Here is a 19,271-nt window from a genome sequence, read left to right as displayed (position 1 = left end):
TTGAACGGGATCAGGTTGATCTTGCACGGCACGTTCTTGAGCAGCTCGACCATTTCGACCGCATGGTCGAGCTGGTCGTTGACGTCCTTGAGCAAGGTGTACTCGATGGTCAGCACACGTTTCTCGCCGAGGCGCGAGACATAACGCTTGCAGGCCGCCAGCAACATCTCCAGCGGGTACTTCTTGTTGATCGGCACCAGCTGATTGCGCAGCGCGTCGTTCGGCGCGTGCAACGACAGCGCCAGAGACACGTCGATGACTTCACCGAGCTTGTCGATCATCGGCACCACGCCCGAAGTGGACAGGGTCACCTTGCGCTTGGAGATACCGTAACCGAGGTCATCCATCATGATTTTCATGGCGGCGACCACATTGTCGAAATTCAACAAGGGCTCGCCCATGCCCATCATCACCACGTTGGTGATGGCACGGTCGATTTTCGCCGGCACACTGCCGAACGACTTGTTGGCGATCCACACCTGGCCTATCACCTCGGCGGCGCTCAGATCGCTGTTAAAACCTTGCTTGCCAGTCGAGCAGAAACTGCAATCCAGCGCACAACCGGCCTGCGAGGAGACACACAAGGTGCCGCGCGAGCCCTGGGGGATATACACGGTTTCGACACAACTGCCCGACGCCACCCGCACCACCCACTTGCGCGTGCCATCGGTGGAAATATCTTCGCTGACCACTTCCGGGCCGCGTATCTCGGCAGAGGCCTTGAGCTTTTCGCGCAAGACCTTGCCGACGTTACTCATGGCATCGAAATCATCGATGCCAAAGTGGTGAATCCACTTCATCACCTGACCGGCACGGAAGCGCTTCTCTCCGATGCTATCGAAGAACTGCTCCATTTCTGCCTGGGTCAGACCCAGCAGATTGATTTTACCGGTAGCTTCAGTCATGGCTTCACCCTCACTCAATTCGCTTAGCGAATGCGAGCGCAAACTTCGGTCGAAGCGAAGAAGTAAGCGATTTCGCGAGCGGCGGATGCTTCGGAATCGGAACCGTGTACGGCGTTTTCGTCGATGGAAACCGCGAAGTCAGCACGGATGGTGCCGGCAGCGGCTTCTTTCGGGTTGGTAGCGCCCATCAGTTCACGGTTCTTCAGGACGGCATCTTCACCTTCCAGTACCTGGACGATAACCGGACCGGAGGTCATGAAAGCAACCAGATCCTTGAAGAAGCCACGCTCGCTGTGCTCAGCGTAGAAGCCAGCAGCTTCGCGCTCGGACAGCTGAAGCATTTTCGAAGCGACGACGCGCAGGCCGGCTTTTTCGAAACGGCTGGTGATCTCACCGATATGGTTTTTAGCGACGGCGTCAGGCTTGATGATGGAGAAAGTACGTTGAACAGCCATGTGGAACTCCAGAAACAATGATTAAAGCGAAAAATTAAACCCGCGAATTATACGCGGGTTCAGGATAAATGCGTAGGGCGCGCCAAGCGACGGGTCAATCGGCCTCCTCGATCCAGGCCGCCTGAATGGCCTCGAGGACCTTTTCGCCGCCGCGCTGCGGATCGTCGGAAAACTCCGGCAAAGCCAGCACCCAGCCGTGCAGATCGACAAAATTGACGAAGCGAGGGTCTACATCAGGCCTGGAATCAGCCAACTGGATCGCGATTTCCAGCACATCAACCCATTTCAGACTCATGGCAACTCCTTGAATCAGTGCGGTGCCTCAGAGGCATGGTTGAGCGAGTATTTCGGAATCTCGACGGTCAGATCCTCATCACCGACAATAGCCTGGCAGGACAAACGCGATTGCGCTTCAAGCCCCCAAGCCTTGTCCAGCAGATCCTCCTCCAATTCGTCAGCCTCAGCTAGCGAGTCAAACCCCTCACGAATGATGCAGTGGCATGTGGTGCAGGCACAGACGCCGCCGCAGGCACTTTCAATCTCGATATGGTTGCCATGCGCCACTTCGAGGATCGAGGTACCGGGCTCAACCTCTACGACCAGCCCATCCGGGCAGAATACGGCGTGGGGCAGAAAAATGATCTGCGGCATGCTTATTCCTCAATCTCGTTAAGACTACGGCCAGCCAGGGCGGCTTTGACCGTGGCATCCAGGCGACGCGCGGCGAAGGCATCGGTCACCTGGGTCAGGCGCTTGGTTTGCTGCTCGATGGCCAAGCCATCGTTACCCACCATCAATTCACGCAACTGCTGCATCTGCGCCTCAATCGCCAGGCGCTCATCGGCCTCCAGCAAACGCTCACCATCGGCCTGCAGCGCAGCCTCTACCGCCTCCAGCAAGCGCTGCGCATCCACTTGCTGTTCGCGCAGCACGCGGGCGACCTTGTCGTCACCGGCATTCTTGAACGAATCCTGCAGCATGCGAGCGATTTCGCCATCGGTCAGCCCATAGGACGGCTTGACCTGGATACTCGCCTCCACTCCCGAGACCAATTCACGGGCGGCCACACTGAGCAAGCCGTCGGCGTCCACCTGGAAAGTCACGCGAATCTTCGCCGAACCGGCGACCATCGGAGGAATACCGCGCAATTCGAAGCGTGCCAGGGAGCGGCAATCGCTGATCAGCTCACGCTCGCCCTGCAGCACATGAATCAGCATGGCCGTCTGGCCATCTTTATAGGTGGTGAAGTCCTGGGCGCGCGCCACCGGGATGGTGGTGTTGCGCGGGATCACCTTCTCCATCAGCCCGCCCATGGTTTCCAGGCCGAGCGACAACGGGATCACATCCAACAGCAGCAACTCTTCATCACGCTTATTGCCGGCCAGCGCATCGGCCTGAATCGCCGCCCCTATGGCCACCACCTGATCGGGGTCGATATCGGTCAAGGGCTCGCGAGCAAACAGCTCGGCCACGGACTGACGGACCCGCGGCACACGAGTCGAACCGCCGACCATGACCACCGCCTTGATGTCTTCCAGCTCGATGCCGGCATCCCGCACCGCACGGCGGCAGGCCTTGAGACTGCGCGCCACCATAGGCTCGATCAGCTCATCGAGCTGTTTGCGGCTCAACCTACCCTGCCAACTGTCATAGCTCAGCGGCGCATCGGCATCGTTGGTGAGAGCTTCCTTAGCGGCGCACGCCGCTTCCAGCAAAAGACGCTGTTGGCCAGGATCGAGGTCTGCCGAAATACCGGCCTGGCGAACTATCCAGCCGGCAATCGCATGATCGAAGTCATCGCCACCCAGGGCGCTATCGCCACCGGTGGCCAGCACCTCGAAGACTCCGCCGGTCAGGCGCAGAATCGAAATATCGAAGGTACCGCCACCCAGGTCATAGATAGCCACCAGACCTTCGGCGTGCTGATCCAGGCCATAGGCCACGGCCGCCGCGGTCGGCTCATTGAGCAGACGCAGCACATTCAGGCCGGCCAGACGCGCGGCATCCTTGGTGGCCTGACGCTGGGAATCATCGAAATAGGCCGGCACCGTGATCACCGCCCCCACCAGCTCACCACCCAGGGTCGCCTCGGCGCGCTGACGCAGCACCTTGAGAATATCGGCCGACACCTCGACCGGGCTTTTCGCCCCCTGCACTGTGTCGATAAAAGGCATATGGGATTCGCCATCGACGAAGCGATAGGGCAGCTGCTCGCCCAGTTGCTTGACGTCGGCCAGGCCGCGCCCCATCAGACGTTTGACCGACAGCACGGTGTTCAGTGGATCGCCGGATGCGGCCGCCTTGGCCGTCGCGCCTACCTCGACACGCTCGGCATGGTAGCGCACCGCAGACGGCAAGATGACCTGCCCGGCCGCGTCCGCCAACGGCTCAGATAAGCCACTGCGCACAGCAGCGACCAGCGAATTGGTGGTGCCCAGGTCGATCCCCACCGCCAGACGACGCTGGTGTGGCTGGGGGCTTTGTCCGGGCTCAGCGATCTGCAGTAGGGCCATGATTAATCAATGCTTATCTAGATATCAGGCGCGCCAACAGGGGCGCACGAGCGTTAATCGTCGAGGTGCTCTTCCAGCTGACGAACCTCGTGGGAAAGCTTGTCGAGAAACTGCATACGACGCATCAGGCGCTCGGCCTCATCGCGGCACGCAGCATCATCCCAACAAACCGCAAAGCTTTCGTTCAGCTCGTCCTGAGCGATTTTCAGGCGCCGTTTGAACACCGCAACGCCGGCAAGGTCGGCACTCTCATGCAAGTCTTCCAGCTCTTCGCGCAGCTGCATCTGCTGCAGGAGAAAATCCGGGTCTTGCACCGTGACTTCCAGGGGCAGCTCGGGTCCGCGCAAGGCCAGCAGATAGCGAGCGCGCCGCGGCGCACTCTTCAAGGTACTGTAGGCTTCGTTGAGGCTGGCCGACTGTTCCAGCGCCAGCCGCTGCTCGCGATCGGACGCATCGGCGAAGCGATCCGGATGAACGTTGCGCGCCAGCTCACGGTAACGCGCGGCGAGCTGTTCAGGATCCAGACGGAAACTCGGCTGCAGATCGAACAAAGCAAAGTGACAAGGACTACCCACACGCGCCTCAGATATTGAAGCTTTCGCCGCAGCCACACTCACCGCGCACGTTAGGATTGTTGAACTTGAAGCCTTCGTTCAAACCTTCTTTGACAAAGTCCAGCTCGGTGCCATCGAGGTACACCAGGCTCTTGGGATCGATGATCACCTTGACCCCGTGACTCTCGAACACCTGGTCTTCGCCAGCACTCTCATCGACAAACTCCAGCACATAGGCCAGGCCAGAGCAGCCCGTGGTGCGCACACCCAGGCGGATACCCTCGCCCTTGCCGCGCCCTTCGAGGGAGCGACGCACGTGCTGAGCGGCAGCTTCGGTCATGCTGATAGCCATCGACATACCTCCTTAGAGCAAGCCTTTCTTCTGCTTGTAATCGCGCACGGCCGCCTTGATGGCGTCTTCGGCGAGTACCGAGCAGTGGATTTTTACTGGCGGCAACGCCAACTCTTCAGCCAACTGGGTGTTCTTGATGGTTTCCGCCTCGTCCAGGGTCTTGCCCTTCATCCACTCGGTGGCGAGGGAGCTGGAAGCGATGGCAGAGCCGCAACCATAGGTCTTGAATTTGGCGTCTTCGATCACACCCTGCTCGTTGACCTTGATCTGCAGGCGCATCACGTCACCGCAAGCCGGCGCGCCGACCATGCCGGTGCCGACATCCGGGTCTTGCGCGTCCATCTTGCCGACGTTGCGCGGGTTCTCGTAGTGGTCAATGACCTTTTCGCTATAAGACATGCTGTAATTCCTCTCTCATCAGGGGCTGCAAAGCAACCTTAGTGTGCGGCCCACTCGATCTTGGACAGATCCACACCGTCTTTGTACATATCCCACAGCGGCGACAACTCGCGCAGCTTGGTGACCGCCTCGCGGACTTTCTGCGCGGCGTAATCGACTTCTTCTTCGCTGGTGAAACGCCCAAAGGTGAAACGGATGGAACTGTGCGCTAGCTCATCGTTGCGCCCCAGTGCGCGCAATACGTAGGACGGTTCCAGAGAGGCCGAGGTACAGGCCGAACCGGAGGAGACCGCCAGATCCTTGAGCGCCATGATCAAGGACTCACCTTCGACATAGTTGAAGCTGAGGTTGAGGTTGTGCGGAACCCGAGCCGTCATGCTGCCGTTGACATAGAGCTCTTCCATGCCCTCGAGTTGCTGGAAGAAACGATTACGCAGGGCCAGGATGCGCTGGTTTTCCTGGGCCATTTCTTCCTTGGCGATGCGGAAGGCTTCGCCCATGCCGACTATCTGGTGAGTCGCCAGGGTGCCGGAACGCATGCCCCGCTCATGGCCACCACCATGGGTCTGGGCCTCAAGACGCACCCGCGGCTTACGCCGCACGAACAGCGCACCGACGCCTTTGGGGCCATAGGTCTTGTGCGCCGAGAAGGACATCAGATCGACCTTGAGCCGCTCCAGATCGATGGCCACCTTGCCGGTGGACTGCGCCGCATCGACATGCAAGAACACACCGCGCGAGCGGGTCAGCTCACCAATGGCGGCGATGTCGTTGATGGTGCCGATTTCGTTGTTCACGTGCATGACCGACACCAGAATGGTGTCTTCGCGCAGCGCCGCCTCGACCATGGCCGGGGTAATCAGGCCATCTTCGCCGGGCTCGATATAGGTGACCTCGAAGCCTTCACGCTCGAGCTGACGCATGGCGTCCAGCACGGCCTTGTGTTCGATCTTGGAGGTGACCAGGTGCTTGCCTTTACTCTTGTAGAAGTCGGCGATGCCCTTGATGGCCAGGTTGTTCGACTCGGTGGCGCCGGACGTCCAGACGATCTCGCGCGGGTCGGCATTGACCAGTTCGGCCACCTGACGACGGCCATTTTCCACGGCCTCCTCGGCTTTCCAACCAAACACATGGGAGCGCGACGCCGGGTTACCGAAGTTGCCATCCACCAGCAGGCATTCGCTCATCTTTTGCGCGACGCGCGGATCGACCGGCGTGGTCGCGGAATAATCGAGGTAAATCGGCAATTTCATTAACTCTCTCCTAATCAGGTATCAGGCCTGCTGGCCGGCGTCTTGCGCTCAATCGACGGTGGACGCTTCGATCTTATCCAGATGTGGCGTCCTGCCATGGCAACGGCGCTGATCCTGGCGCTGGGCAACTTCCTGCACTTCTCGGCGGGTCACCAGATCAGCCAGACTGATGCCACTAAGGAATTCATGTATCTGCTGACTGAGGTCACACCACAGATGGTGAGTCAGGCAGGTATCGCCGGCATGGCAATCGCCCTGCCCCTGGCAGCGCGTGGCATCGACCGACTCATTGACCGCGTCGATCACCTCGGCGACCTGGATGCCCTGCATGTCTCGCGACAACTGATAGCCGCCACCCGGACCGCGCACGCTGGAAACCAGATTGCCACGGCGCAGCTTGGCGAACAGCTGCTCCAGGTAAGAGAGAGAAATACCCTGCCGCTCGGAAATATCAGCCAGGGACACCGGACCACGCTGCGCGTGCAGCGCCAGATCCAGCATGGCGGTCACGGCGTAACGGCCTTTGGTGGTCAATCGCATGGGGAATTACCGCGTGCTCACAATATGGCGCGAGTATGCAATTCCCGACTATTTAAGTCAACTATAAGCCCTAGGGCTTTAGTCGGGATTAGCGCATTCGGAGGGCGCGCAGCATAGCAAAATGCCTGCGCGCGCACCATCAGGCCGCCGGCTTGTCGTCCGCCTCTTTGACCACCCCGGCGAAGTCCTCGTCACGCAACTGCGGCAAGTCCTTGGCGCAGTAATCACTGCCCAAGGACTTGAGCGCACCGCACATACCCTCCAGCCGACCGTCCACTGCGTGCAGGTGATCGAGCAGCTGACCAATGGCGCGCGCTATGGGATCGGGCATGTCCTGACTGACGCCATAGGCATCGAAACCGAGCTTTTCCGCGATAGCCCGGCGCTTGGCCTCCAACTCATCATCTGACTTGAGGATGATCCGCCCCGGGATACCCACCGCAGTGGCACCCGCCGGCACCGCCTTGGTGACCACCGCGTTGGAGCCGATCTTGGCCCCAGCGCCGACAGTAAAAGGCCCCAGCACCTTGGCGCCGGCGCCGACCACCACCCCATCCTCCAGGGTCGGATGGCGCTTACCCTTGTTCCAACTGGTGCCACCCAGGGTAACGCCCTGATAGAGGGTCACATCGTTGCCGATCTCGGCGGTCTCGCCTATGACGATGCCCATGCCGTGATCGATAAAGAAACGCCGGCCAATTTTGGCGCCCGGGTGAATTTCAATACCGGTCAGCCAACGGCCGAAATTCGACACCATCCGCGCCAGCCACTTCCAGCCATTCACCCACAAACCATGAGCCACGCGATGCAGCCAGACCGCATGCAGACCGGGATAGCAGGTGACCACCTCGAAGGCATTGCGCGCCGCCGGATCACGATGAAATACGCTCTGGATATCCTCTCGCATGCGTTCAAACATCTGCCTTCCCCTGCCCATGGTGCTCGCCACGCGCCGCCTTGACGGTTTCCGTCAAAATACCGCGCAAAATATTCATTTCCAGCTTGCTTACCGCACTACGCCCATACAGGCGGCGCAAGCGACTCATCAAATGCCTGGGCTTGGCCGGGTCGAGAAAACCTATCTCAACCAGTGCCAGCTCCAGGTGCGCATAAAAAGACTCCAGCTCATCCGCGGTAACCGGCTGCGAACTCTGGATAGCCGTGGTCTCCAGCTTGAGCGTCTTGGTCGGCTGATTCTGCAGCGCCAGCCAGGCCATGCGCACCTCATAAGCCAATACCTGGACCGCCGCCGCCAGATTCAGCGAACTGAACTCGGGTTCGGAGGGAATATGCACGTGAAAATGACAACGCTGCAATTCCTCATTGGTCAGGCCGGCATACTCGCGACCGAACACCAACGCCACTTCCCCGGCTTGCTGCGCCTGCTCGCAAGCCGCCACGCCGCACTCGCGCGGGTCCAGCAGCGGCCAGGGGATACGCCGATCGCGAGCACTGGTGCCGAGCACCAGACTGCAACCCACCAAGGCCTCCTCAAGCGTGCCGACCACCTGCGCCGCGTCGAGAATATCGGTCGCCCCCGAGGCGCGCGCCACCGCCTCGCCGCTGGGGAAATCCTGCGGATCGACCAGCACCAGGCGCGACAGCCCCATATTCTTCATGGCCCGCGCGGCACCCCCGATATTGCCCGGATGACTGGTATTGACCAACACGACGCGAATATTTTCCAGCAACGCAAGCGCTCACACAGACGACATTAGGGCAGCAAATCTTACAGAAGCCGCCCCGCTTACGCCACGCAAGACACAGGTTGCACTTCAACCCTCGTGCTTTTCTGCTAATATGGCCGGCTTTCTTTAACGACCCAGGTGAACATCCATGCAGCCCATGCTGAATATCGCGCTGCGCGCAGCCCGTAGCGCCGGCGAAATGATCTTCCGCTCGACCGAACGCTTGGACGTCATCTCGGTCGACGAGAAAGAAGCCAAGGATTATGTGACGGAGATCGATCGCTCCGCCGAGCAGCTGATCATCCAGGCTCTGCGCAAGGCCTTCCCGAACCACGGTGTGCTCGGCGAGGAAAGCGGCCTGAGCGCCGGCAGCGGCGACGGCGCCGACTACCTGTGGATCATCGACCCACTGGATGGCACCACCAACTTTATTCGCGGCATCCCGCATTACGCCGTCAGCGTGGCCTGCAAATACCGCGGCCGCCTCGAGCACGCAGTCATCATCGACCCGGTGCGCCAGGAAGAATTCACCGCCAGCCGCGGCCGCGGCGCCGCCCTGAATGGTCGTCGCCTGCGCGTCAGCAACCGCAAGAGCCTGGAAGGCGCCCTGCTCGGCACCGGCTTCCCATTCCGCGACAGCCAGATGGACAACCTGGACAACTACCTGGGCATGTTCCGCAGCCTGGTCGGCCAGACCGCCGGCGTTCGCCGCGCCGGCGCCGCCAGTCTGGACCTGGCTTATGTGGCCGCCGGCCGCTTCGATGCGTTCTGGGAATTCGGCCTGTCCGAATGGGACATGGCCGCCGGCGCCCTGCTGATTCAGGAAGCGGGCGGCCTGGTCAGCGATTTCAGCGGTGGCCACGAGTTCCTGGAAAAGGGCCATATAGTGGCCGGCAACACCAAGTGCTTCAAAGCCGTGTTGACGGCCATTCAGCCGCACCTGTCGGCATCATTGAAGCGCTGATCCCCCGCATAAAAAAGCGCCCCGCGGACTAATGCCAGTCAGTTAAGCTGACTGGCATTTTTATTTCTGGTTGGATACTTGGGGGCTTTGGGCTTGACCACCCGAGGATAGTGGCGATCTTCCCGACGATGAGGGAGAACGTAATGCATGGTCGAGGCCTGCAATTCGACCCAGTAGCGAGGGATGTTGCCAGGACGGCTAAGGGAGGTTCCGTTGAGAAATCCCAGGATCGCCCAGATACAAGCGGTAAAGCTCATTTCGCACGGGTAAATACCTGGGCAGTGGCGGCTCATCCCCAGCATCTGCATAGCGCAGCAGGTTGTAGCCCAATAACACGCCCCACAGTTCCTGCTCGATCATCTCGGACGTCTTGCCGCGCAACGCATAGCGACTGTTGAGCAGGGTCTGCTTCATTTCTCGAAAACCCTGCTCGATCTCCCAGCGCTGGCTGTACAGGTCGACGATCTCATCTGATGGGAAACGCAAGGGATCGGTCATGGAGGTCAGGATCTGGCGCACCTTGCCCTTGATCGTCTTGCTCAGCAGGCGCGCCTGCAGCGTTTCCGGCAGATCAGGCCATTATTTGCGTGTTTGTGGTGAAGTCTTCAGGGTTACGAGGGCATCCTGGCGTCCCAGCCGGTGTGCCGCCTCGTACCGGGCATCCTTGCGCAATGGCAACAACCAATGACGCTGGATGCCGCTCTGTTGCCAGCGATGCAGCAGGCCCAAGGAGTAGAAGCCGCGGTCGAACAGGGTCAAGGAATGATCGGGTGCGCTGTCGATCAGTTGCTCGGCCAGCTTCATTTCATTACTGCGATAACCGGCGAAGGCACTGCTGACCAGCAGATGGCTGGTCAACTCCATCTGGCACACCATGTGCACCCGAGAAAAGCCCGTGTCGCCGTGCTGGTTGCCGGCAGCGTGGTAACGCGCGCGGTTTTCTGGGGTATCGGGCGTTCGCCAGACGACGCCGTCGATGCCCAGTAAGCGCAAACCGGCCCAGGTCGGATGACCGGCCGCCTCATACTAACTGTTCTACATCAGATCGAAGACCTGTCGTACGGCCTCCCTACCCAACCGCTGGCGGCTTGGACCACGGCGCTGGGCGCCACCAATGGACGCTGGCCCGGCAACATGATGCTCATGCGACTGACCACATCCCAGACCGACATGCGCCGAAAGAACGCCATGGAAATAACGCACCAGAACATCATTTCCAGCGGCAAACGCGCGCTTGCGCAGGGTCGCTACACCGGCCTGCTCGAGTGCCTGCCCGACCCAAGAAGGATCGAGTAAGGAATCCAGCCCCTCGATTGAGCCGGGAGTGGAGGCGATGTTATGGGTGAGTTCCAGTGCCCGAGCGAGACGCATAAAAAATCCGATGCCAATACTGGCAGCGGATTTTTATTTCTTGCGGCCAAAGGCCAAGCAAGAGGGCTTAACGGATCGGCACTACCCCGTGGGGCGCTTTTTTTATTGGACCGTATTCGCGGCCTGCTCGGGTAACAGCAGCCGACCATCCAATCTGTTTTCATCTGGCTGCTCGGAGCAGGGAAAGGAAGCGTATTTCACCAGAACCGGGAAGCCTTTTTCAAACATCCCTTAGAAAGATATGACATATATCCACCGATCCACTGGTAGTTTCTGCACATTTATTTGTGTGTTTTCGGCATTGTGTGAAGGGGGGGAAGACTACTTAAATCAATTAACCGCAGAGCACTTCTTTAGAGGCCTAACTTTAGAGTGAACGTTAGTTGTCATTCACAAGTCGTTAGATGCTTCTAATAACAAGACTCGGACATTAGATGACGAAAACAATAATACCCACCTGTCGCTCCCGTCAGTCGTTTGCCTTGGTGTACGCGCTGCCTCCGAGCTTCCAGTATTTGCCTTGGATTTCAAACTTGGTGGGGCTCAAGGGCAGCTCGACTCTTCCCGCTCAATAGAAGCGAGTTGGGCCTTGCGTAATCCAGATCCAGAATCGATCGGTGTTAACCATGGGGACGTGGTTCCTCTACCACTGGCGATGACGGCCGCTTGAACTTCAAGAAGCATGAGACTTTTCCCGAGTTATTCAAGCGGCACATGATCTTGAGCTCCTGAACTCATAAGCAAATTGGTCAATTCCGGCACAGAGAGGTTTTTTCGGCCAGAGCATTCCGGCATCCGCAAACAAGTATCTGCATAACAACCAATGGAGTAGCGCAGGTGAAAACAACAATAATTGGCAGCCATATCTATCAACCCATTGCCATGCTGTGCGCACTTTCGCTAAGTGCGCCCTCATGGGCGGTAAGCTTCTCGCTCGGTGAAGTGGAGGGGCAACTCGACTCCTCGCTGTCGGTCGGTGCCAGTTGGTCGACACGCAGTGCCGATCCGGATCTGATTGGGGCGAACAATGGGGGCGACGGGCTGTCGCAGACCTCCGATGACAGTCGCCTGAATTTCAAGAAGGGCGAGACCTTCTCGAAGATCTTCAAGGGCATCCACGATCTCGAGCTGAAGTACGGCGACACCGGTGTCTTCGTCCGCGGCAAGTACTGGTATGACTTCGAGCTGCAGGATGAGAGCCGTCTGTTCAAGGACATCGACGACAGTGGCCGCAAGGAAGGCGCGAAATCTTCCGGCGCGCAGCTTCTCGATGCCTTCGTCTACCACAACTACAACATCGCCGGTCGGCCCGGCACCGTGCGCCTGGGCAAGCAGGTGGTGAGCTGGGGCGAGAGCACCTTTATCGGTAACAGTATCAACTCGATCAACCCGGTTGACGTCTCGGCGTTCCGTCGCCCGGGGGCCGAGGTCAAGGAGGGCCTGATTCCGGTCAACATGTTCTACCTGTCGCAGGGCCTGACCGAGAATCTCTCCGCCGAGGCCTTCTATCAGCTGGAATGGGATCAGGCCGTCATCGACAACTGCGGCACCTTCTTCTCCCAGCCGGACGCGGTGGCCGATGGCTGCGACGACAACGTGCGAGGGTTGCGTAAGCGTTCGAGCCTGCCTGCCGCTGCCCTTGCTGCATTGGGGGGCTTCGGTGTCGATGTCGATGAAGAGGGGGTGTTGGTACCTCGCGGTCCAGACCGTGATGCCGATGATGACGGCCAATGGGGCGCTGCACTGCGCTATTTCGCCGAGCCGCTGGATACCGAATTCGGCGCCTTCTTCGTCAATTACCACAGCCGTCTGCCGATCTTGAGCACCGCAGGGGCTTCGCCGGCACTCTTTGCGGTTGCGCCAGGCCTCGGTGCGCTGGCTCCGCTAATGATTGCGGGCAACTCGCAGTACTTCATGGAGTATCCGGAAGATATCCGCCTGTACGGCCTGAGCTTCTCCACCGCCCTGCCCACCGGCACGGCCTGGAGCGGCGAGGTCAGCTACCGGCCGAATGCCCCGGTGCAGTTGAACTCCACCGACCTCCTGTTCGCTCAGGTCGGCCCCCTGGGCGGCCTGTTCGCTAACGCCTCGCTGCTGGACGGTACGCCGGGACAGGATCTGCATGGCTATCGGCGCAAGGAAACCACCCAGCTGCAGACCACTTTCACCCATTTCTTCGACCAGGTCATGGGCGCCAGCCGCCTGACCCTGGTGGGCGAGATTGGCGCGACTCACGTCGGTAGCCTGGAAAGCAGCTCTAAGGCGCGCTACGGCCGCGACCCGGTGTTCGGCTCCGGCCCGCTGCCGGCAACCGGTTCGATCAATACCTGCTCGGCGCTGAACACCAGCACCCTGGGTAGCGCGACCGCAGAAAACGTCAGCAAGTACTGCGAAGACGACGGTTTCACCACCGCCAATTCCTGGGGTTACCGCGTCCGCGCGATTTGGGACTACAACGACGCGATAGCCGGGATCAACCTGAAGCCCAGCGTCGCCTGGTCCCATGATGTCGACGGCTATGGCCCGACCTTCAACGAGGGCAACAAGGCCGTCAGCCTGGGCCTGGATGCCGACTACCAGAACACCTACACCGCCAGCCTGTCCTACACCGACTTCTTCGGGGGGGATTACAACACCTCGATCGATCGTGACTTCGCTGCACTCAGCTTCGGCGTGAACTTCTAAGCAGACAGGAATTACGAGGAATGATGATGCAAACGAAAACTACAAGACATCTGTTGCAAACCGGCGCCCTGGCGTTGTCCCTGCTGGCCAGCGGGGCGATGGCTGCCGTTTCTCCTGACGAAGCCGCCAAGCTGGGCAGCACGTTGACCCCCGTGGGTGCCGAGAAGGCCGGCAACGCCGACGGCAGCATCCCCGAGTGGACCGGCGGTCTGCCGCAGAATGCCGGCGCGGTGGATAGTAAGGGCTTCCTGGCCGATCCATTCCCGACTGAAAAACCGCTGTTCACCATCACCGCGCAGAACGTCGAGCAGTACAAAGACAAGCTGACCCCAGGCCAGCGGGCGCTGTTCAAACGCTACCCGGACAGCTACAAGATGCCGGTATACCCGACTCATCGTAGCGCTACAGAGCCGGCCGATATCCTCGCCGCGACCAAGGCCAATGCCACCGCCACCAAGCTGGTGGAAGGCGGCAACGGCCTGGAGAATTTCCAGAGCGCCAACCCCTTCCCGATCCCGAAAGACGGTCTGGAAGTTATCTGGAACCACATCACCCGTTACCGTGGCGGCACCATGCTGCGTCGGATCACCCAGGCCACCCCGCAGGCCAACGGTTCCTACTCACCGGTTTACCTCCAGGACGAGTTCACCTTCCCCTCCAGCCTGAAGGACTACGACCCGAGCAAGCCGAGCAACGTGCTGTTCTACTTCAAGCAGCGGGTCACCGCGCCCACGCGCCTGGCGGGTAACGTGATACTGGTGCACGAGACCCTCGACCAGGTGCAAGAGCCGCGCATGGCCTGGCTCTACAACGCCGGCCAGCGCCGCGTGCGCCGCGCGCCGCAGGTGTCCTATGACGGCCCGGGTACTGCATCGGACGGTCTGCGGACATCCGACAACTACGACATGTACAACGGTGCGCCGGATCGTTACGAGTGGCAGCTCAACGGCAAGAAGGAGATCTATATCCCCTATAACGCTTACAAGCTGGACTCGCCGAAGCTGAAGTACGACGACATTATCAAGGCCGGCCACATCAACCAGGACCTGGCCCGTTACGAACTGCACCGCGTCTGGCACGTGACCGCGACCCTGAAGCCCGGCAAGCGCCACATCTATGCCAAGCGTGACTTCTTCATCGACGAGGACACCTGGCAGGCTGCCGAGATCGACCATTACGACGGTCACGGTGCCCTGTGGCGCGTGGCCGAAGCGCATGCCCAGTACTACTACAACAAGCAGGTGCCCTGGATCACCCTGGAAACCCTGTACGACCTGATTTCCGGCCGCTACCTGGCCACGGGCATGAAGAACGAGGAGAAACAAGCCTACGACTTCACCCATAGCGCTTCGTCGATGGACTACAGCACGGCGTCTCTACGGCAGGCCGGCGTGCGTTGAGCAGCTAGTCGTGCACGCCCCTAGGCTGATTGTTGCCAGCCTAGGGGTTCCGACTCCGCCCATGTAGCCGCTGAGTATTTGTATTCACTCATCCCAACAAAAAAAAAGAGTGTACTTATGAATATCTGGACTCGATTCCGCCTGGGCACAACCCTGGCCTTATGTTCACTGTGTTCCCACGCCGATGCAGGCTTGTTTGGCTCATCCGGCTACACCCAGACCCAATACCCAATCGTTCTCAGCCACGGATTTATGGGGTGGGACAAGATCCTGGGTGTCGAGCACTGGTACGGTATTCCCGCCGCCCTGCGCAGTGGTGGGGCTGAAGTCTATGCGACCCAAGTCAGTCAATCGAATAGCACCGAGGTACGCGGCGAGGAACTGCTGGCGCAGGTAGAAGAAATAGTCGCGCTCAGCGGCAAGCCCAAGGTCAACCTGATCGGTCACAGCCATGGCGGTCCGACCATCCGTTATGTCGCAGGCGTGAGACCCGACCTGGTGGCGTCGGTCACCACTATCGGCAGTCCAAACAAGGGCCTCGAACTCGCCGATCTCCTTATCGGTACCGGCCCGCTCGGCGTGACTACGGCTTCGCTAGCTGTCGATGCTCTAGCTACCCTGATTAACGCCCTGTCCAGCAATCCCAGCTCGGAGCCACAGGACACCCGTGCCTTTCTGGACTCAATCAGCACTCCAGGCATGCAGGCCTTCAACAGCAAGTTTCCGCACGGCCTGCCCGCCACCGCCTGCGGGGAAGGTGACTACAAGGTCCGCGGCGTACGTTACTACTCCTGGACCGGTACCGGTGTCATAACCAATCCACTCGATTTTACCGACGGGCTACTCGCCCTGATGTCGTTGGGCCTCAAAGGCGAGGACAGCGATGGAGCGGTTACCCGCTGCGGTTCTCATCTGGGGCAGGTGATTCGTGATAATTACCTGATGAACCATATGGACGAAATAAACCAAATGCTTGGCCTGACCAGCCTGTTCGAGACCAGCCCGATCAGTGTCTATCGCCAGCACGCCAATCGCCTGAAGAACGTCGGCTTGTAACCATGTGCATCGGGGCCCCGCCGGGCCCCGACTTTTCGCCGACCACGCTGAGCATGACCCGCTCAACGTGACCCACTCAACATGAGTAGTGCCTATGAAGAAACTCTTGCTGCTTCTGCCCGCCGTGTTTGCCGCCTGCGTGGCGCTGATGCTCGACCTGCAGCCGAGCGACAAACCGGCCAGCCTGACCCTGACTGACGCACCAGTCGATGCGCCCGAGTCGTCTAGCCCGCACACTTCAACCAATCCAAGCAACATGCCAGGCGGACCTTTGCCGGCCACGCCACAAGCGCTACCGCCTTCCTTCAGAGGCACGCAGGTCGATGGCCGCTTTCATGTTGACGCGGCCGGCAACCTGCTGGTCAGCGAGGAAATCCGGCGCATCTTCGACTACTTTCTCAGCAGCATCGGCGAGGAACCGCTGAGCAGCAGCGTCGAGCGCCTGGGTGCCTATATCGCCAGCCAGCTGGAAGCACCCGCCGAAGGCCAGGCCCTGGCCCTGCTCGATCAGTACCTGCGCTACAAGAGCGAGCTGGTGCAGCTGGAGCGCGACCGGCCGCAGCTGAGCGGTGTGGAGGGCCTGCGGCAGCGCGAGACCTCCGTGCAGGCCTTGCGCGCGCGGATCTTCAGCGCCGAGGCGCATCAGGCGTTCTTCGCTCAAGAAGAGGCCTACAACCAGTTCAGCCTGGAACGTCTGGCGATCCGCCACGACACCAGCCTGGACGATGCCGCCAAGGCCGCTGCCCTCGACCGTCTGCTCGCCAGCCTGCCGGAGCCCCTGCCGGGCGCCGTACTACCCCAGTTGCAGACCGAGCTGCGCAGCCAGACCGCCGCGCTGCAGGCCCAGGGCGGTACCCCGGCCCAGATCCGTCGGCTGCGCCAACAATTGGTCGGCGCCGAAGCCACCGTACGCCTGGAGGCATTGGATCGGCAGCGGCAAGACTGGAAGCAACGGTTAGCGGCGTACCAGCGGGAAGAAGCCAAGATCGAGGCCAACCCCGGACTCAGCGCCCGCGACAAGAGCACGGCCCTAGCCACCCTGGCCGAGGAACGCTTCGACGAGCGCGAGCGCCTGCGCCTGGCCGCCGCCGGGGGGCTGACCAGTGCCCGCAGCCAGGCCAACCCCTGAAATGCCAAGGCCCGCACGAGGCGGTTCTTGGTCTCTCGCATGGGGCTTCAGTTGGCGAACTGGCGATCCAGCGATAGCTTGCCAGCCCCACGATCGACAAGACCAGGCTCACCACCGCCAAGGTCAGGGCCTGTCCATCGCCGTTGTTGGTGATGAAGAAGCCATTGGCCCTGTGCACGCCGAGCAGCGCCAGCAGAGACCCGCCGGCCCCACCTGGTCGCCGGGGGTGATGCCGATGGACTCAATCTGAACTCAAAGCAGTATCGGTCAACCATCCTATTTAGCTTTAATGATCTAGGAATGGATTGCCACGAAGTGCCAACTTTAAACGGGGCCTCACCAACCAATGTTCTGGGATTGCGGAGCCTTTGTTGATCAGCAAGACTTCCACTAAAGGAATCGTTTGACTCGGGTGGTCGTATATTGGCGCGCCCGGAAAGCTTAGTGCAATGGCTGGAGTGTTCCATATGAAAATAACCGAAAGCATTGTCAGAGCCAATGCCATTCAGTTGATTGCCACTCATGGATTTGACTCCATGAGCTTACGTCAATTGGCCAAAGCCTCAGGGATTCATTCAGGCTCACTTTATGTTTATTACAAGAATAAAGACGAAATCTTGCTTGATTTGATGCATGACTATATGGATGACTTACTGTCTCAATGGCAGGAGCATAAGTATAATTATTCTTCCGCCAGCCCTAGACTTATGCTTGATGAGTTTGTGCGACTGCATGTTAGCCAGCATACCTCAAGAGCTTATGAGAGCTTGATCGTCAATATGGATTGGCGAAGCCTTAAAGGTGAAGGACGAACCTTGATCGAGTCGCTAAAAGAAGCATACGAAGCCGAGCTAAAATCTATTTTGGTTATGGGCTCGTCACAAGGCATATTTCATCTGGAGGACATATCGCTTACCGCTGCCAGCATTATTTCCATGTTGAGAGGTGCATGTGAGTGGTCTTGCAAGGATGAGCGATTAGCCAAGGATAAAGTTTCCGATGGTTGTAGTCAGATGGCCTTGCGAGCCGTTGGGCTGGCCGCCGACTAATCGCTATTAGAGCGGTATCGGTCGGCGCAACCGCCTCCTTCCCGGGATAACTACGATACTCGGGGTAACCCACAAAAACCCGAAAGCACATAAGGGCGTATATCCATAAAAAGGGCGCACGCGCTTGTCGTTTTGCAATGCCATCGGACCAGCTCAGGTAGCAAATCCCCAGAGCCGGGCAAACCGTTCCAGCGGCTCGCGGTCGGATTCGCGCCGGATCACGGGCGCATGAGGATCATGCATAGCCGATGACCATACAATAGTAAGCGCCCAGCCCTACCACCTGTAACTCGCTCATTTCGAGCGCCATCCTGTGCTTTTTTCCGGCGGAAAGTTACATGGAACCCATGTCAGTACGGCGCGCATCATGGATGGCGCATGTTAAGTCTTGGCGCGACGGCGATCTCACTCAGGCCGATTACTGCAGACGGCACGCGCTTTAATTACATTGAGGTGGGTCTCTAGCCAACGCAGAATGTCGCCGAAAATTATGTTGCGATTGGACTCGTTGAAGTTCTCGTGGTAGTTATTCGGATAATAATGGTAATCCAGAAAATGCGGGGTAATGGTTTTTAATATGGCTTCCGTTTCCCAAGAATCAGCCAGTTTGTCGTCACCTGCAACTACAGCGAACAAGGGGTAACACCACGCGGACATCTTCCCCCCCAGCCCCGCCTGTGCCGATATCAGCTCACTCACAAAACGAAGCGTCACCTCCGTTGCGCGTATATTGTCTTTTTCATCCGCAAAGTGTCGTGCTGTAATGGCACTGTCATGGGTCAGCACTTTGGTTAAAGACGCTAAGGGCATTTTCATCTTAGGCACGACTTTAGCCAGCGACTTGGAAAGCCAAAGCAGTACTTTCGGAATTTTGATCGCATTGACATAGTAAGGGGAGGAAAAGATAAAGCCTTTGATATCCAGATCCTTCGGAAACCGTTCAAGCCCCAAATGAGTT

The 19,271-nt window shown here is 59.2% G+C and carries 20 protein-coding genes and 1 pseudogene; 7 read left to right on the top strand and 14 right to left on the bottom strand.

Features of this window, described 5'->3' with window-relative positions:
• The 12 genes from rlmN to trmJ form a co-directional block, all read right to left on the bottom strand.
• A partial coding sequence (gene rlmN / locus Q8Q83_RS11650; RefSeq protein WP_305623875.1) for a 23S rRNA (adenine(2503)-C(2))-methyltransferase RlmN occupies positions 1-905 on the bottom strand: 905 nt, incomplete at its 3' end.
• A gap of 23 nt (positions 906-928) precedes the next feature.
• Positions 929-1,360: a nucleoside-diphosphate kinase gene (ndk, locus tag Q8Q83_RS11645; RefSeq protein WP_305623873.1), complete on the bottom strand. Its 432-nt coding sequence runs from the start codon at positions 1,358-1,360 to the stop codon at positions 929-931.
• Positions 1,361-1,454: 94 nt separating this feature from the next.
• Positions 1,455-1,655 (bottom strand): Fe-S cluster assembly protein IscX, encoded by a 201-nt coding sequence (gene iscX / locus Q8Q83_RS11640; protein ID WP_305623871.1) that lies wholly within the window; start codon positions 1,653-1,655, stop codon positions 1,455-1,457.
• Between the two features lie 14 nt (positions 1,656-1,669).
• The gene (gene fdx / locus Q8Q83_RS11635; protein WP_305623869.1) at positions 1,670-2,011 is read right to left on the bottom strand and encodes an ISC system 2Fe-2S type ferredoxin; all 342 of its coding nucleotides are present in this window, start codon (positions 2,009-2,011) and stop codon (positions 1,670-1,672) included.
• 2 nt (positions 2,012-2,013) lie between these two features.
• Positions 2,014-3,873, bottom strand: a complete 1,860-nt coding sequence (gene hscA, locus Q8Q83_RS11630; RefSeq protein ID WP_305623867.1) for a Fe-S protein assembly chaperone HscA — start codon at positions 3,871-3,873, stop codon at positions 2,014-2,016.
• Positions 3,874-3,926: 53 nt separating this feature from the next.
• The gene (gene hscB / locus Q8Q83_RS11625; RefSeq protein ID WP_305623866.1) at positions 3,927-4,448 is read right to left on the bottom strand and encodes a co-chaperone HscB; all 522 of its coding nucleotides are present in this window, start codon (positions 4,446-4,448) and stop codon (positions 3,927-3,929) included.
• Positions 4,449-4,455: 7 nt separating this feature from the next.
• The gene (gene iscA / locus Q8Q83_RS11620) at positions 4,456-4,779 is read right to left on the bottom strand and encodes an iron-sulfur cluster assembly protein IscA (RefSeq protein WP_305623864.1); all 324 of its coding nucleotides are present in this window, start codon (positions 4,777-4,779) and stop codon (positions 4,456-4,458) included.
• A gap of 12 nt (positions 4,780-4,791) precedes the next feature.
• Positions 4,792-5,178, bottom strand: a complete 387-nt coding sequence (iscU, locus tag Q8Q83_RS11615) for a Fe-S cluster assembly scaffold IscU (protein WP_305623862.1) — start codon at positions 5,176-5,178, stop codon at positions 4,792-4,794.
• Positions 5,179-5,216: 38 nt separating this feature from the next.
• The gene (locus Q8Q83_RS11610; protein WP_305623860.1) at positions 5,217-6,431 is read right to left on the bottom strand and encodes an IscS subfamily cysteine desulfurase; all 1,215 of its coding nucleotides are present in this window, start codon (positions 6,429-6,431) and stop codon (positions 5,217-5,219) included.
• 48 nt (positions 6,432-6,479) lie between these two features.
• Positions 6,480-6,971, bottom strand: coding sequence for a Fe-S cluster assembly transcriptional regulator IscR (iscR, locus tag Q8Q83_RS11605; protein WP_305623858.1), 492 nt, complete (start codon positions 6,969-6,971; stop codon positions 6,480-6,482).
• Positions 6,972-7,110: 139 nt separating this feature from the next.
• A complete protein-coding gene (gene cysE, locus Q8Q83_RS11600; RefSeq protein ID WP_305623856.1) occupies positions 7,111-7,890 on the bottom strand; it encodes a serine O-acetyltransferase in 780 nt (259 codons plus the stop codon).
• Positions 7,883-8,662 (bottom strand): tRNA (cytosine(32)/uridine(32)-2'-O)-methyltransferase TrmJ, encoded by a 780-nt coding sequence (gene trmJ, locus Q8Q83_RS11595; RefSeq protein WP_305623854.1) that lies wholly within the window; start codon positions 8,660-8,662, stop codon positions 7,883-7,885. The genes cysE and trmJ overlap by 8 nt, the downstream gene beginning before the upstream one ends.
• 145 nt (positions 8,663-8,807) lie before the next feature.
• On the opposite strand from trmJ, the gene suhB reads away from it, so the two are divergent.
• Positions 8,808-9,623, top strand: a complete 816-nt coding sequence (gene suhB / locus Q8Q83_RS11590) for an inositol-phosphate phosphatase (protein WP_305623852.1) — start codon at positions 8,808-8,810, stop codon at positions 9,621-9,623.
• A 38-nt stretch (positions 9,624-9,661) separates the two neighbouring features.
• Here the strand turns inward: suhB and Q8Q83_RS11585 are convergent.
• Positions 9,662-10,994, bottom strand: a pseudogene (locus Q8Q83_RS11585) (IS4 family transposase).
• On the opposite strand from Q8Q83_RS11585, the gene Q8Q83_RS11580 reads away from it, so the two are divergent.
• The 6 genes from Q8Q83_RS11580 (at position 10,962) to Q8Q83_RS11555 (ending at position 18,313) form a co-directional block, all read left to right on the top strand.
• Positions 10,962-11,129 carry a hypothetical protein gene (locus tag Q8Q83_RS11580; RefSeq protein ID WP_305623878.1) on the top strand — a complete coding sequence of 56 codons (168 nt, stop codon included), beginning with the start codon at positions 10,962-10,964 and terminating at the stop codon, positions 11,127-11,129. The pseudogene Q8Q83_RS11585 and the gene Q8Q83_RS11580 overlap by 33 nt on opposite strands.
• A gap of 747 nt (positions 11,130-11,876) precedes the next feature.
• Positions 11,877-13,679: a DUF1302 domain-containing protein gene (locus Q8Q83_RS11575; protein WP_305623877.1), complete on the top strand. Its 1,803-nt coding sequence runs from the start codon at positions 11,877-11,879 to the stop codon at positions 13,677-13,679.
• Positions 13,680-13,705: 26 nt separating this feature from the next.
• Positions 13,706-15,079: a DUF1329 domain-containing protein gene (locus Q8Q83_RS11570; protein WP_305623850.1), complete on the top strand. Its 1,374-nt coding sequence runs from the start codon at positions 13,706-13,708 to the stop codon at positions 15,077-15,079.
• Between the two features lie 117 nt (positions 15,080-15,196).
• A complete protein-coding gene (locus Q8Q83_RS11565) occupies positions 15,197-16,135 on the top strand; it encodes a triacylglycerol lipase (RefSeq protein WP_305623848.1) in 939 nt (312 codons plus the stop codon).
• A 94-nt stretch (positions 16,136-16,229) separates the two neighbouring features.
• Entirely contained in the window at positions 16,230-17,264 is a 1,035-nt protein-coding gene (locus Q8Q83_RS11560; protein ID WP_305623847.1) for a lipase secretion chaperone, read from the top strand.
• 467 nt (positions 17,265-17,731) lie between these two features.
• Complete coding sequence (locus Q8Q83_RS11555; protein WP_305623845.1) at positions 17,732-18,313, top strand: TetR/AcrR family transcriptional regulator; 582 nt, start codon at positions 17,732-17,734, stop codon at positions 18,311-18,313.
• 405 nt (positions 18,314-18,718) lie between these two features.
• Here the strand turns inward: Q8Q83_RS11555 and Q8Q83_RS11550 are convergent.
• Positions 18,719-19,271, bottom strand: a 553-nt coding sequence (locus Q8Q83_RS11550; RefSeq protein ID WP_305623843.1) for a serine aminopeptidase domain-containing protein, incomplete at its 5' end; no start/stop codon positions are given.

The organism is Pseudomonas sp. (assembly GCF_030696055.1).
Classification (GTDB): Bacteria; Pseudomonadota; Gammaproteobacteria; order Pseudomonadales; family Pseudomonadaceae; genus Aquipseudomonas.
Note: the sequence above shows the minus strand (reverse complement) of the source record. Positions and strands in the feature narration are given on the sequence as shown.

Excerpts from the sequence above, each read along its gene's own strand:
- ndk (WP_305623873.1), bottom strand. The coding sequence starts at position 1,360 with ATGGCTGTTCAACGTACTTTCTCCATCATCAAGCCTGACGCCGTCGCT.
- iscX (WP_305623871.1), bottom strand. The coding sequence starts at position 1,655 with ATGAGTCTGAAATGGGTTGATGTGCTGGAAATCGCGATCCAGTTGGCT.
- fdx (WP_305623869.1), bottom strand. The coding sequence starts at position 2,011 with ATGCCGCAGATCATTTTTCTGCCCCACGCCGTATTCTGCCCGGATGGG.
- hscA (WP_305623867.1), bottom strand. The coding sequence starts at position 3,873 with ATGGCCCTACTGCAGATCGCTGAGCCCGGACAAAGCCCCCAGCCACAC.
- iscA (WP_305623864.1), bottom strand. The coding sequence starts at position 4,779 with ATGGCTATCAGCATGACCGAAGCTGCCGCTCAGCACGTGCGTCGCTCC.
- iscU (WP_305623862.1), bottom strand. The coding sequence starts at position 5,178 with ATGTCTTATAGCGAAAAGGTCATTGACCACTACGAGAACCCGCGCAAC.
- Q8Q83_RS11610 (WP_305623860.1), bottom strand. The coding sequence starts at position 6,431 with ATGAAATTGCCGATTTACCTCGATTATTCCGCGACCACGCCGGTCGAT.
- iscR (WP_305623858.1), bottom strand. The coding sequence starts at position 6,971 with ATGCGATTGACCACCAAAGGCCGTTACGCCGTGACCGCCATGCTGGAT.
- cysE (WP_305623856.1), bottom strand. The coding sequence starts at position 7,890 with ATGTTTGAACGCATGCGAGAGGATATCCAGAGCGTATTTCATCGTGAT.
- suhB (WP_305623852.1), top strand. The coding sequence starts at position 8,808 with ATGCAGCCCATGCTGAATATCGCGCTGCGCGCAGCCCGTAGCGCCGGC.
- Q8Q83_RS11580 (WP_305623878.1), top strand. The coding sequence starts at position 10,962 with ATGGGTGAGTTCCAGTGCCCGAGCGAGACGCATAAAAAATCCGATGCC.
- Q8Q83_RS11575 (WP_305623877.1), top strand. The coding sequence starts at position 11,877 with ATGCTGTGCGCACTTTCGCTAAGTGCGCCCTCATGGGCGGTAAGCTTC.
- Q8Q83_RS11570 (WP_305623850.1), top strand. The coding sequence starts at position 13,706 with ATGCAAACGAAAACTACAAGACATCTGTTGCAAACCGGCGCCCTGGCG.
- Q8Q83_RS11565 (WP_305623848.1), top strand. The coding sequence starts at position 15,197 with ATGAATATCTGGACTCGATTCCGCCTGGGCACAACCCTGGCCTTATGT.
- Q8Q83_RS11560 (WP_305623847.1), top strand. The coding sequence starts at position 16,230 with ATGAAGAAACTCTTGCTGCTTCTGCCCGCCGTGTTTGCCGCCTGCGTG.
- Q8Q83_RS11555 (WP_305623845.1), top strand. The coding sequence starts at position 17,732 with ATGAAAATAACCGAAAGCATTGTCAGAGCCAATGCCATTCAGTTGATT.